This is a genomic window from Comamonas sp. A23 (assembly GCF_004522605.1).
GTDB classification, from domain to species: Bacteria; Pseudomonadota; Gammaproteobacteria; order Burkholderiales; family Burkholderiaceae_C; genus Comamonas; species Comamonas thiooxydans.
Genome location: NZ_RSDT01000011.1, coordinates 75,502 through 88,779, shown reverse-complemented (window position 1 = coordinate 88,779; position 13,278 = coordinate 75,502). Strand labels below are relative to the sequence as shown.

At 61.3% G+C, this 13,278-nt stretch carries 12 protein-coding genes; 3 read left to right on the top strand and 9 right to left on the bottom strand.

Annotated elements, in window-relative coordinates:
• Positions 1-64: 64 nt before the first annotated feature.
• Positions 65-1,543 carry an RtcB family protein gene (locus EIC84_RS20965; protein WP_003064932.1) on the bottom strand — a complete coding sequence of 493 codons (1,479 nt, stop codon included), beginning with the start codon at positions 1,541-1,543 and terminating at the stop codon, positions 65-67.
• A gap of 75 nt (positions 1,544-1,618) precedes the next feature.
• Between EIC84_RS20965 and EIC84_RS20960 the strand changes: the two genes are divergently transcribed.
• The gene (locus tag EIC84_RS20960) at positions 1,619-2,191 is read left to right on the top strand and encodes a hypothetical protein (RefSeq protein ID WP_003064925.1); all 573 of its coding nucleotides are present in this window, start codon (positions 1,619-1,621) and stop codon (positions 2,189-2,191) included.
• A gap of 64 nt (positions 2,192-2,255) precedes the next feature.
• Here EIC84_RS20960 and EIC84_RS20955 read toward each other — a convergent pair whose 3' ends face one another.
• The 7 genes from EIC84_RS20955 to EIC84_RS20925 form a co-directional block, all read right to left on the bottom strand.
• On the bottom strand, positions 2,256-2,645 hold the full coding sequence (locus tag EIC84_RS20955; protein WP_003064924.1) for a thiol-disulfide oxidoreductase DCC family protein: 390 nt from the start codon (positions 2,643-2,645) through the stop codon (positions 2,256-2,258).
• Positions 2,642-3,187 carry a DUF4166 domain-containing protein gene (locus tag EIC84_RS20950; protein WP_003064921.1) on the bottom strand — a complete coding sequence of 182 codons (546 nt, stop codon included), beginning with the start codon at positions 3,185-3,187 and terminating at the stop codon, positions 2,642-2,644. Before EIC84_RS20950 ends, EIC84_RS20955 begins: the two co-directional genes overlap by 4 nt.
• Positions 3,187-4,299, bottom strand: coding sequence for a saccharopine dehydrogenase family protein (locus EIC84_RS20945; RefSeq protein WP_003064918.1), 1,113 nt, complete (start codon positions 4,297-4,299; stop codon positions 3,187-3,189). The genes EIC84_RS20950 and EIC84_RS20945 overlap by 1 nt, the downstream gene beginning before the upstream one ends.
• 138 nt (positions 4,300-4,437) lie before the next feature.
• Entirely contained in the window at positions 4,438-5,760 is a 1,323-nt protein-coding gene (locus tag EIC84_RS20940; protein ID WP_003064917.1) for a sigma-54 dependent transcriptional regulator, read from the bottom strand.
• A 13-nt stretch (positions 5,761-5,773) separates the two neighbouring features.
• Positions 5,774-7,636 (bottom strand): ATP-binding protein, encoded by a 1,863-nt coding sequence (locus tag EIC84_RS20935; protein ID WP_237704439.1) that lies wholly within the window; start codon positions 7,634-7,636, stop codon positions 5,774-5,776.
• 62 nt (positions 7,637-7,698) lie between these two features.
• Positions 7,699-8,994: a dicarboxylate/amino acid:cation symporter gene (locus EIC84_RS20930; RefSeq protein WP_003064914.1), complete on the bottom strand. Its 1,296-nt coding sequence runs from the start codon at positions 8,992-8,994 to the stop codon at positions 7,699-7,701.
• Positions 8,995-9,303: 309 nt separating this feature from the next.
• Positions 9,304-9,726 carry a thioesterase family protein gene (locus EIC84_RS20925; RefSeq protein WP_003064912.1) on the bottom strand — a complete coding sequence of 141 codons (423 nt, stop codon included), beginning with the start codon at positions 9,724-9,726 and terminating at the stop codon, positions 9,304-9,306.
• 257 nt (positions 9,727-9,983) lie between these two features.
• Here EIC84_RS20925 and EIC84_RS20920 point away from each other — a divergent pair, with 257 nt between their 5' ends.
• Positions 9,984-11,687, top strand: coding sequence for an electron transfer flavoprotein-ubiquinone oxidoreductase (locus EIC84_RS20920; protein WP_003064910.1), 1,704 nt, complete (start codon positions 9,984-9,986; stop codon positions 11,685-11,687).
• Here the strand turns inward: EIC84_RS20920 and EIC84_RS26040 are convergent.
• Entirely contained in the window at positions 11,676-11,831 is a 156-nt protein-coding gene (locus tag EIC84_RS26040; RefSeq protein ID WP_160162810.1) for a hypothetical protein, read from the bottom strand. The genes EIC84_RS20920 and EIC84_RS26040 overlap by 12 nt on opposite strands.
• 395 nt (positions 11,832-12,226) lie before the next feature.
• Here EIC84_RS26040 and EIC84_RS20915 point away from each other — a divergent pair, with 395 nt between their 5' ends.
• Positions 12,227-13,195: an ABC transporter substrate-binding protein gene (locus tag EIC84_RS20915; protein ID WP_003064908.1), complete on the top strand. Its 969-nt coding sequence runs from the start codon at positions 12,227-12,229 to the stop codon at positions 13,193-13,195.
• The last annotated feature ends 83 nt before the right edge of the window (positions 13,196-13,278 follow it).

The following is a 13,278-nucleotide window of genomic DNA, read 5'->3' as shown; positions in this document are numbered from 1 at the left end:
CGCGAATAGTCAAACAGTCTTGCTGCCAGCACTTGGCCCTCAGGCGCTGGCAGCAACTTCAACCTCAAGCCTTGAAAGTCAGCCAAGGCTTCAACCGCACACTCGCACGGATCAGCCCCGCCTCTTCCTGCGCCTGCAGCACCGGCCCTACGGGTTTGTAGGCGCTGGGAGCTTCTTCGATCAGTCGCTCTTCACGCAAGGTGATGCATTGCCAGACGGATTCGACCAGCGGCTGCTTCATGCGCCGCGTGTCCTGCCTGCGCACCTGACGGCCCGCTCCGTGGCTGCAGGACCGCAGCCAGTCTTCATGGCCCAGACCTTTGACGAGAAAGGAGTAATCACCCATCGAGCCCGGAATCAGCGCCCACTGGCCGTCATGCGCGGGAGTGGAGCCCTTGCGGTGCACATTGAACTCGCCCTCGGTCATCACCACGTTGTGGGGCACATCCACAATCAGGCGCGATGCATCGGGCGCGGCAATGCCTGCCAGCTCTTTGCGCACCAGCTCCGCCAGCGCCATGCGGTTGAACCACGCATAGCGCGCAGCCACGCCCATGGCTTGCAGATAGTCCTGCGCCAGCACGCCGCTCAGGCCATACAGACCATGCTGAGGGTGTTTGATGCCTTGCGGCCATTGCTGCCTGGCCAGCTCCATCCAGCGGCGACCGACATAAAAACCGACATCGCGCGAGCCGGTGTGGATCATCACCGTGACATCGCCCTTCTTGAGCCCCGCGGCATAGGCGGCATGACGATCGTAGACTTCCTCGACCACGCAGAACTCCAGAAAGTGGTTGCCGCTTCCCAGATCGGCAGCAGATGGCGGGCGCAGCAGCTCGCGCGCCTGCAACAGGGCTTCAGGCGCGTAGCGACTCCGGCCCGCAAAGCCTTGCAGGCCCACGCACTCGGCCAGTTCGGCCTGCAGCCGGTCGCGGTTCACGCCCTGCCATAGACCCACGTCAGGCAACTGTTCAATAAAGGCCTGGGGGCCCTCATCAAACAGTGCCTTGAAGCCTGCGCTGCGCACGGGTACATCGCGCCCGTTCTGCAAGATGACGCGGGTCAACCGCTGCACGATGGTGCTTTTGTGCAGCTCGGCCTGCGCCTGCGTCAGGCCCGTGCTCAGCAGGCGTATGCCGCAGTTGATGTCCGTGCCGATGGCAGCAGGAATCACGAAGTCTGGCGACGTGGCCACCACCGCCCCCACAGGAGCAATGCTGCCGGGGTGAAAGTCCGGCGTGGCACAGGCTTTGCAGACCGCGCCATGGCCTTGCGGGTCGGCAACCGAGGCGAAGTCCAGCAATTGACTGACGGCTTTGTGCTCCAGCGGCAGGCTGTCGGGCAGCAAAATGGTGGCTGCTGCCTGCTCGTTATGGATTTGATAGATATTGTCTCGGTAGGAGACCTGGATGCCCTGACGTGACAGAGCTTTTTGCAGTCGGGAAAGCTTCCCGGAAGAGTGCGACATGATGCTGAGAAAAACAGGTACGCAACAGCACATCTCCGAATCTGGGAGATGCAACGCACCTTCGAGCAGCAGCATCAAGAAGGACTGATAAGCGGTCTATTCTAATGAGTAAGCGCCGGGCCGCCTAACCGGCGTTGCTAATATGCTGCAATGCGCAATGCAATTCGGTCCTTTCAGATTCCCGCACCGCTGCAGACTTTGTATGACGCAGCCGCGGCCATAGGCCCGCAGTTCGGCCTGTCGCCCGACGCCGTTTTTGGGGACTGCGGCCTGTGGCTGGAGATACCCCCCGTACCCAGCTACATCGGTTGGTGCACGCCGCGCAATGTGATGACGTTTGCGACCACGGGCTGCGACAGCGTTCATTACAGCTATCTGGTCGATGAGCGCCTGCCCGGTAACGTCAGCCCCATCGTCATGACACTGCCCTGCGTGAACGAATTGAGCTGGGTGATTGCCGAGAACTTTCAGGAGTTCTTTGACTACGGCTACTACGTGGGCTGGCGCGAACTGGAGCAGTTGTATTACGAAGATGAAAAAGGCGAAGCCTGCTTTCACGAGGCAAGCCAGTCGTTGAACAAGCTCGGCATGCAGCAGTTGCCGCTACTGCACGATGCATTGAATATGCAGGCTGTGCTGCCGACGCTGCAACGCTTTGGCGAGCTGCAGCAAAAGTACCAAGCCCTATTGAATATTCCGCCCATGCCGCCAGAGCATGCCTGATTGCGTATCCATCAATCGCATTGATCTCCATATTCGCTGAGCGATACCGGTTTTCATCCGAAATTCAGTCCAGAAAGCGGGCTGCCACAGCAGGGTCCGGCATCATGCACTGCTCGCTTTTGCCAAACCAGTGATAGCGGTTTCTGGCAATCATGCGGTAGAGCGCATCGCGCAATGCAGCGGGTATCAACCTGATCACTGCCGTCAGTCGCCACGGCCAGCCCAGTGCGTGCAGCACGCGCAGGATGGCCTCCGTGTGCTGCCAGGAGCTCTGGCCGTCCACCAGCAGCAGGGTCTGCAGACCTTCCATGCGCAAGCCTGCATCGGCCAACAGCTTGCCGCCGACCTCGCCCTGTATGGCAGCGAACAGAAAAATGCCCTGCTTGTCGTGCTTGAGCAAGAACTGCACCCAGCCGTTGCACAACAGACATTGCGCATCAAAGACCACAATCATGCTTTTTCCTCGGGCAGCAATAGATAGCCACGATAACTGGCCACCACGCCAATCAGGGGGACGGCCGCTTCGACATGAAATTGCATATGCTTTCCGGCTCCGGTTTCTTCGGCCACGATGCGCGGAGCCAGCCAGCCCGGGCATGGGAAGCCCAGAAAATACAGACGCTGCAGTCGCATGAGAAGCCGTCCATCCACCGCCTGCAAGGCAAAGCACAATCGCGCCAGGCCAAGGCGCTCGATCAGGCGACCATTGTGCAACTGCATGGTTGAGCGCATGAGCTGAGAGGGGAAGATGCGAATCCAGGTTTCCACCTCGGGACTGGCCTGCAGTTCGAAATGAATCGTCCCCTCGCTGGCCGCGCGTGGCGTGCCCAGCGCCAGCGCCAGCAGCTTGGCCGCCAGAGTCCGGGGGGCGCCGGTCTGCACCCTGCCCTGAAGCTCATGCTCACCCTGCAGGCCGTGAAAGCGCTGCAGGGCGACATCGAGCTTGCAGAACTCATCGCCCATGGCCTGCTGAAACAAAGAAGCACTCTGCATCATCAGGCAAGCTCCCGCATCTGAATATCCAGTCCCTGCGCTTCGGCTGCAAAGTCCTGCAGCGTCAGCAGCCCCATGCAAGACCTGGCGCCGGGCTCCAGCGGTACGCCCGCAGCCAGCTTGCGTACCAGTGCACTGGCGGCCAGCGTGGGAACATAAGGCCCGTCGCCCGAGCCCGCCATAAGCACCCAGCAGCGCTGGCAGGCTTGCGCCTTTGCATCCAGGCCACTGACTGTGACATGCATGGCCCCTGCATCGCTGCCCCAGTTCCTGAACCAATCCGCCATGCGCTTGAGCCTGCGCGCATGTGCAGACCAGTCCTGCACCAGCCCTCTGTGAGCCAGCCAGGCCATGGCATTCATCCCGCGCTGCAAGAACGACAGCTCAAGCCCGGCACCGAAGCTGATGGACGGACTGCCTTCATAGCGAAGCGGTAGCAGTGCGAGATCCGGCACATCGCAGGCCGACAGCAGCCGCCGCCCAACAGGGGCCGGATAGTCATACCCATAGCTGCGCAGCCAGCCAATCACGGCTTGCTGCCCGGAGCCAGGCAGCGGCTTGCCACAATAGCTGAGGATGGCAGCGACGGTGGACAGGCCTCTATCCGTACGATTGCCTGGGCTGATGCCTATGTCGATACGGCTGACGCGAGCCATGGCCGAAGCCAGCTCATCCACGACCGCCGAGGACAGCGCAGGCACCGAGCTGGCACCGCTGAGCAACAGCACGCCCGCAGCTTTGGCCTGCGGATCGAGCACATCGATGCCGCAGACAAAGTCACGCCCATCGGCCAGATCCACATAGTGGACGCCGGCACGGGCGCAGGCTAGCGCCACGCGGTAGTCCTGCCCCTGAAACGGACCCGAAGTGTGAATGAGCGCATCCACCTCCAGCATCTTGAGCCTGTCCTCCAGACCCTGCGCCATCACGTCCAGAACTGCGTGGCTCAGGCTTGAGTAAGCGCCCGGGGCCAGACTTTCAACCAGCGCCTGCGCCGCAGAGGCCGAGCGCCCTGCTAACACGATGCGCAAACCGCTTTGCCTGGCCAGCCTGGCAACCAGCCGGCTGCCAAAGAAGCCATAAGCACCGACGACCATGACCTTGAATTCACGCATGCCTCAGTGTAGCGGGACGCGGGTTTCGCTCCGGAGCGCAAGCCTGGCAACGGCGAGCCTGCTCTGCCGCGCTCATGGCTCGGTCACAGCCCGGTCACAGCCCGGTCACAGCCCGGTCACAGCCCGGTCACAGCCCGGTCACAGCCCGTACTTACGAATCTTGTCGTGCAGCGTTGTCTTGGGGGTGTGCAGCGCCTGGGCCGTGCGTGTCAGGCTGCCTTCGTTGTTGCGCAAGGCTTCGGAAATCAGGGAACGCTCTATGGACTCCATGGTTGCCGCCAACGAAGCCGCTGCCTCGGGCGCCTTACCGGACGGGGACAGGCCTGCATCCAGCCCCAGCGTGATGCGCTCGGCCGTGTTGCGCAGCTCGCGCACATTGCCTGGCCAGTCGTGGGCAAGCAGCGCCTGCAGGCGCGGCGGCGTCAGCTCTGCCACGGGGCGCTGGTGGCGGGCGGCAGCCTGCAACGCGAAATGCTCGAACAGCAGCGCAACATCCTCGCGGCGCTCGCGCAGCGGGGGCAGGTTCACGGTGACCACATTGAGACGGTAGTAAAGATCGGAGCGAAACAGGCCCTGACGGCTGAGTTCCAGCAAATCGACCTTGGTTGCGGCAATCACACGGCAGTCGACGGGAATGAGCGTATTCGAGCCCAGGCGCTCCAGCACTCTTTCCTGCAGCACGCGCAGCAGCTTGGCCTGCATGGGCAAGGGCATGCTTTCGATCTCGTCGAGAAACAAGGTACCGCCGCTGGCATGTTCGATCTTGCCGATGCGCTTTTTGCCCGCGCCGGTAAAGGCCCCGGCCTCGCTGCCGAACATTTCGCTGTCAAACAGCGTCTCCGGCAGGCCGCCGCAGTTGACGGCGACAAAATTGCCGCTCTTGCGCCGGCTGGATTCATGCAGGCTGCGCGCGACTCTTTCCTTGCCGGTGCCGGTTTCCCCCCAGATCAGCACATCAGCCTCGCTGGCCGCAAGGCTTTGCAATGTGCTGCGCAGCTGCTGCATGGGAAGCGAGCGCCCCAGCAACTGGTGCTGCAACACATCCCGACTTTGTAGCTGCTGGCGCAGGCTGCGCACCTCCAGCACCAGGCGACGGCGCTCCAGCGCTCGGCGCACGGCTTCCACAAGGCGCTCGGGCGCAAACGGCTTTTCCAGAAAATCGGCGGCGCCATCCTTCATGGCTTGCACGGCCATGGAGATATCGCCGTGCCCGGTAATGAGAATCACAGGCAGTTCGGCGTCCAGCACGCGCGTGGCGGCCAGCAGCCCAAGGCCGCTCATCTGCGGCAAGCGGATGTCGCTGACCACGATGCCGGCAAAATCCGGGGACAGGTGCTTTTGCGCCTGCTCGGCACTGCTCACGCAGATGCAGTCCAGACCTTCGAGGCGCATGGTCTGCTCGCAGGCCATGGCAACATCGGCATCGTCTTCAACGATCAGGACTTTGAGGGAAGGGTTCATGGGCTGCAGGCAATCAGGACAGCGGCCGAGTATCCACCAAGGGCAGGCTCAGCGTGAAGATGGCCCCGCCTTCCGGATGGTTGCCGCCCGTCAGGCTGCCGCCTGCGGCCTGGGCGATCTCGGCCGACAAAGGCAGGCCCAGACCCAGGCCCAGTCCCTCGGGCTTGGTCGTGAAGAAAGGCTCGAACAGTCGCGCTTGCGCCTGATCACTGAGTCCGGGGCCATGATCGCGCACCGTGATCTGCGCCCAGGCACCGCAACGGTTGCAGGCAATTTCCACGCACCGCGTATTGCCGCCCTGCACGGCGTCCAGCGCATTGCTCAAGAGATTGATCAACACCTGCTGTACGCGATTGGCATCGCACCAGGCGCTCAGCTCAAGATCCGAGGGCTGTCGCACGATCATGACGCCGCTTTGGGCAATGCGCGGCTCCATGAGGGACAGGGCGCCATCGACCACCTTGGCCAGTTCAACCTGCTCGGGCTGGCCTGCGGACTTGCGGGCAAAGTTGCGCAACTGTCCGGTAATACGCCCCATGCGCTCGGTCAGCTCGGCCATGCGCTGCAGATTGCTTTGCACCATCTCGCTCTGACCGCGTTCCAGAAAGCGCTGACTGTTGCCGGCCAGCGCCCGCAAGGCCGCCAGGGGCTGATTCAGCTCATGGGCCACTTCCGTGGAGAGCTGACCGATGACGGCCAGTTTGCCTGCCTGTACCAACTCGTCCTGCGCCGCGCGCAGCGTGGTCTCGGCCTGCATGCGCTCCATCACCTCCTGCTGCAGCGCCACATTGGCACTCTGCAGATCGGCTGTGCGCTGCTGCACCTTGTTTTCCAGCACCTCGTTGGCCTGTTTCAGAGCTTGCTGAGCCGCCAGTTGCTCACGCACATGTCTGCGCCGCTGGTACAGCAAAGCTCCCAGCAAAAGCATCAACGCAATCAACGCCCCCGTCACCCAGGCGCGACTGGCCGCCAACTGCAAGGCAACGCTCAGGGGGGAGAGCACGGTAATCTGCCAGGGCGTGCCGGCCATGGGTCTGGACTGGGCCAGAAAGCGGCCTGCGCTCTGGTCTGCCGCAGCGTCCTTGACATCGGGAATGCTCACCTGCCTGACGCCCGTGACACTGCTCATGCCACGCCAGCCCAGAGGCCGCAGGTTCAGGCGGTTGTATTTCTGCGAAGCTTCCAGCTCGGCACGCCTTGCCTCATCCAGCGGCAGCAAGGTGGCAAAGCGCCAGGCCGGCATGTTGCTGAGAATGACCACGGTATTTTCATCGCTGACCAATACCGGAGACTCTGCGCTGGCCCAGGATTGCTCGAGCTGCGCCAGCCCGACCTTGACCACCACCACGCCATGCATCTCGCCCTGCCCCAAGGTGGTGGTCAGGTAATAGCCGGGCTCGCCGCGCGTGGTGCCCACACCGAAGTAGCGCCCCCGCCCTTCTCGCAATGCCTGCTGGACATAGGGCCTGAAACCGAGGTTCTCGCCCACAAAACTGTCGGCGCGGCGCCAATTGCTGGCAGCCAGCACATGACCGTCGTGATCGAGCATGTAGACGCTGAGGGTGCCCGCACGACGGCTCAACTCCTCCAGATAGAGATTGGCGCGAAACTGCAGACTTTTGTCGCCCGGCGATTGCAGCAGCGACAGGATCTCGGGCTGCAGGGCCACTACATCGGGCAGAAAGGCAAATTTGTCGATCTCGCGCCGCAGGCTGGCAGCATAGAGATCGAGGCGGTTGTTGCCAGCAGCCACCACGGTCTCGAGACCGATCTTGACGAAGCCCTGATAGCCCAGCCAGCCGCCCATGCTGCTTGCAGCCAGCCAGAGCAGGATCAGCAAAGCAGCACGCAGGCGCGGGGGCAGGAAAGCTAACATGGTGCGAACCATGGTAGCAGCGCCCGGCACTGCAGGGGACAGGAATCCGGGCAAGGAGAAGATCAGGCTCGGATGCGAATGGGCTCGGGCATCAGCTGTGGCTCGACAGCCGGATCTGCGCACGACTCCTGCTCTTCGTTGCCTTCCCATTTGGCAACCACGGCCGTGGCAATGGCATTGCCCAGCACATTGGTCAATGTACGGCCCATGTCCAGGAAGTGGTCGATGCCCAGAATCAGCAGAATGCCCGCTTCCGGCAAACCGAACATGGGCAGCACGGCGGCAACCACCACCAGCGAGGCACGAGGCACGCCGGCAATGCCCTTGCTGGAGATCATCAGCACCAGCAGCATGGTCAGCTGCGCGGTCAGCGACATCTCGATGCCATAGGCCTGAGAGATGAAGATGGCCAGGAAGGTGGTGTAGATCATGGAGCCATCGAGGTTGAACGAGTAACCCAGAGGCAGCACAAAGCCTGTGATACGCGGCTTGATGCCGAATTTTTCCAGCTGCTCCATGAGCTTGGGCAGCGTGGATTCGCTGCTGGCCGTGAAAAAGCCCACCAGCACCGGGCCGCGAATCAGCGACAGCAGACGGAAGACATCCTTGCCCAGCACCAGATAGCCGGCACCGATGAGCAGCACCCACAGCGCGGCCAGCGCAATATAGAAGCCCAGCAGGAATTTGCCGAACACCAGCAGCATGCCCAGTCCGTGGGTGGCAATGGTGCCGGCGACAGAGCCGAACACGCCCACGGGCGCAAAGCGCATCACGTACTCGGTCACGCGCAGCATGACATGCGAGGTCTCTTCCATCAGATCGACCATCATGTGCTTTTTCTGGTGGTTCAGGTAGCCCAGGGCGATACCGAAGAACAGCGCAAACACAAGGATCTGCAACACCTCATTGGTGGCCATGGCCTCGAAGATGTTCTTGGGGAAGACGTGGGTGATGAAATCCTTGAAATTCAGCGCACCGGTCTTCAGACCCAGGCTCTCGGCATTCGTGGGAAGCTCCACCGTCAGGCCATGGCCGGGCTGCAACACATTGGCAAAAACCAGACCCAGAAACAGCGAGCAGAACGATGCCGCGATAAACCAGCCCAGCGCACGACCACCCACTCGGCCCACAGAGCCGGCATCGCCCATATTGGCCAGCCCCGCCACCAGCGTGGCAAACACCAGGGGCGCGATGATCATCTTGATCATGCGCAGAAATACGTCGGTGAGAATGCCGAAATAGCCGGCGATGTCTTTGGCTGTCTCCGGTGTCGCGGCGTTGGCGTGGACGAGATAGCCCACAACCACACCCAGAACCATGGCCAGCAGAACCATGATGGTCAGGCGGTTGGATTTCATTTCTTGGAATCTTGGTATGCGTTGTTTGAGCCGCTGCCTGAATCCGGGCCATGCAGGCACCGGGTTCCGGCTGCGACAACAAACCGAGACGGACCGCCGACGGAACCGAGGTTTCGTCAGCAAGGTCCAGCCCCAGTCTCACTTGGTCAGCCGCAGTGAAGCGGCGTGCCGTCCTTCAAGCACATACCGTGCCAGCCAAAAAATCACGTCCAAGTCTTTGATTTGCTTATATTCAAAATACTTTTTTGCATAACAACAATCGGATTTCCGGACGGTATCCGGATTAATGTACGGAATTCCGAACGGGAATCAGGCCGTTACTGCTGCACGTATCCAGTCCGGCAGCGCAGCGGCTTTCTGCCGGGGGAAATCCACCCAGATCACCGTGCCTCCGCCAGCGGCGCAGATGACTCCCGGCTGTGCCACACGCTCCATGGTGGCCCAGGTCTCAAAGGTGGTGCGTGCGGGATCGCTGACAAACATCTTGAGCAGCACCTCGTCGGGATAGGCAAGCTGCTGATAGAAATTGCAAAAGGCGTTGACGATGACCGGCCCCTGCCCTGCGGGGTCCGGATTCAGGCCCATGCCGCGCATCCAGTCGATACGCGCAGTTTCCAGATAGCGAAAGTACTGGGCGTTGTTCACATGCCCCATGGCGTCCATATCGCCCCAGCGTACGGGAAAGCGCGTTTCATAGACCTGCTTCTTCAGCTCTGGCAGCTCGATTTTCATGCCGGTATGTCTCCTGATTGAACGAGATTTGCAACTGCATCACCACCTTGTTCTAGTTTCTTTGAGGGATGGCACGCCCTGGGGCGATCACTAGCCTATGGACTTTGCCGCAACACCGATTGATGCGCTGTCGCCAAATCTGCACGGTCGTGCCGGGCTGTCAGCATAGAATCGCCCGCATCGCGGTTTTTGCAGACGCACCTGCCAAGGCCGCGCACGCCAGTTTTCCCAATCCAATATCAAGCGAGACTTTCCCGATGACAAACGAAGAGATCCTGGCCCAGTACGGCCCGCGAGAGGCCATGGAATATGACGTGGTGGTGGTGGGCGGTGGCCCCGGTGGCCTGGCCACTGCCATTCGCCTCAAGCAACTGGCGGCCGAAAAAGGTCAGGATGTCTCCGTAGTCGTGCTGGAAAAAGGCTCCGAGCCCGGCGCACACACGCTGTCTGGCGCCATCATGGATCCTCGCGCGCTGACCGAGCTGATCCCCGACTGGAAGGAAAAGGGTGCCCCCCTGAACCAGCCGGTGACCGAAGACGCCATGGTCTTCCTCGGCGAGAAGAGCTCCTTGCGCACGCCCAACTGGCTGCTGCCCAAGTGCTTCCATAACGAAGGCAACTACATCGTTCGCCTGGGCTTTGTCACCAAGTGGCTGGCAGAGCAGGCCGAAGCCCTGGGCGTGGAAATCTTCCCCGGCTTCACCGCAGCCGAAGTGCTCTACAACGAAGACGGCTCCGTCAAGGGCGTGGCCACCGGCAATATGGGCATCAGCAAGGAAGGCGAGCCCACGGGCGACTTCCAGCTGGGCATGGAGTTGCACGGCAAGTACACCATCTTTGCCGAAGGTGCGCGCGGCCACCTCGGCAAGCAGATCATCGCCAAGTACTCCCTGGACGCCAACCGCGACCCGCAGACTTACGGTCTGGGCATCAAGGAACTCTGGGAAATCGACCCCCAGCGTCACAAGCCCGGCATGGTGCTGCACACCGCAGGCTGGCCCATGAAGAGCGACACCTACGGCGGTGCCTTCCTCTATCACCTGGAAGACAATCTGGTCACACTGGGCTTCATCACCGGCCTGGATTACTCCAACCCCTATCTGTCTCCATTCGAGGAGATGCAGCGCTGGAAGACCCATCCCAATATCCGCTACTACCTGGAAGGCGACGAAGCCAATGGCATCAAGCCCGGCAAGCGTATCTCCTACGGTGCCCGTGCCATCACGGCCGGCGGCATCTCCAGCCTGCCCCGCTTTGTCTTCCCCGGCGGCGCGCTGGTGGGCTGCGAAGCCGGCTTCCTCAACGTCAGCCGCATCAAGGGCAGCCATGCCGCGATCAAGACCGGCATGCTGGCCGCAGAAGCTGCCTACGCCGCCATCGTCGCAGGTCGCCAGAGCGACGAACTGACCGCCTACACCTATGCGTTCGAGAACAGCTGGCTGTATGAGGAGCTGTGGAAGGCACGCAACTTCAAGGCATGGTTCAAGAAGGGCCTGACCACCGCCTCGATCATGAACGGCCTGGAGCAGTTCGTTCTGCGCGGCAACATCCCCTGGACGCTGCATCGCAACAAGCCCGACCATGCCTATCTGAAGCCTGCAGCCGATTGCACGCCCATCGAATATCCCAAGCCCGATGGCAAGCTGACCTTCGACCGTCTCTCCAGCGTGTTCATCAGCAGCACCAATCATGCAGAGAACCAACCAGCTCATCTGACACTCAAAGACGCCAGCGTTCCTGTCGACGTGAACCTGACCAAGTTCGCCGGTCCCGAGCAGCGCTACTGCCCCGCAGGCGTCTATGAATTCGTCGAGGACGAAGCCAATGCCGGCAAGCAGCGCCTGCAGATCAATGCACAGAACTGCGTGCACTGCAAGACCTGCGACATCAAGGACCCGACACAGAACATCGTCTGGGTGACACCCGAAGGCGGCGGCGGCCCCAACTACTCAGGCATGTAACACGTCCGCGATTGCATTCGGCAGCAGTTGCTCCGGATGCTGTGCCACAAAGCCTGCGCCAGCCATTGCTGGGCAGGCTTTTTTCATGGGCTGAATGTTTTTAGCAACGCAGGCCGCCAAATGCCCACAAATTTGCAGCATCACAGAAAAAACACATGCCACCGCAATCGCCGCGAATCACTCATTGAAGATCGCTTGCCGGCGCAGAAAGAACAATGTTCAAAAAACAGGCAGTTGCATCAATATGCCTGCCCATATCGCATCAGGCGCAGGAAAAATGCGGCACAAAACCGAAATCAGGCCCCGCTCAACGCAATATTGCGCGCCATAGCACTGCTTCTACACACACTAACTCCTGCCAATTAGCGCTTTGCGCAGCTTTCATGCCATTTTTTCGCGATCATCGTATAGGGATAAACAAGGTTATCTCAATCGCGAAGACAGCCAGATCGGTGCAGTAGACTTTGCCGCGAGGCGACGCGCATCACGCACTGCCGTCTTAATTCACCTGCAACACACAACAAACGCTGGAGATACACATGAAGCAGCTGTCCTTGGCCCGCATGGGCGCACTGGCCCTGGCAATTTCCGCCATGTCGGGTGCCTATGCCGCCGACACCAAGTCCGTGGCCGTGACCGCCATTGTTGAACACCCCGCCCTGGATGCGGTGCGCGACGGCGTCAAGGATGCCCTGAAGGCAGCCGGCTACGAAGAAGGCAAGTCCCTGAAGTGGCAATACCAGAGTGCACAGGGCAATACCGGTACGGCTGCCCAGATCGCGCGCAAGTTCGTGGGTGACAAGCCCGATGCCATCGTCGCCATCGCCACGCCTTCCGCCCAGGCCGTGATCGCGTCGACCAAGAGCGTGCCTGTCGTGTTCTCTGCCGTGACCGACCCCGTTGCCGCCAAGCTGGTCGCCAGCTGGGAACCCTCCAAGAACAATGTGACCGGCGTTTCCGACCTGCTGGCCCTGGACAAGCAGATGGATCTGGTCAAGCAGGTCGTGCCCAATGCCAAGCGCATCGGCATGGTCTACAACCCCGGTGAAGCCAACTCCGCCGTGGTCGTGAAGGAACTGCAGGCCCTGCTGCCCAAGATGGGCTGGACTCTGGTGACGGCTGCGGCTCCCCGCTCGGTGGACGTCTCCAGCGCCGCACGCTCGCTGGTAGGCAAGGTGGACGTGATCTACACCAACACCGACAACAACGTGGTGTCGGCCTATGAATCGCTGGTCAAGGTCGGCCAGGACGCCAAGATTCCTCTGGTGGCTTCTGACACCGACTCCGTCAAGCGCGGCGCCGTGGCCGCCTACGGCATCAACTACCGCGATCTGGGCGAGCAGACCGGCCGCATGGTTGTGCGCATTCTCAAGGGCGAGAAGCCCGGCGACATCAAGCCCGAAGTCTCTACCAAGATGGAGCTGTTCGTGAACCCCGGCGCCGCTGAAAAGCAAGGCGTGAAGCTGTCCGATGCGCTGATCAAGTCCGCCGCGACCGTGGTCAAGTAATCCACTCCCTGTCGCCAGCACTGCCACCAGGCAGTGCCAGCGCAGCGGCAGGTGCCGTGGCAACATGGCCCTGCCGATTTTTT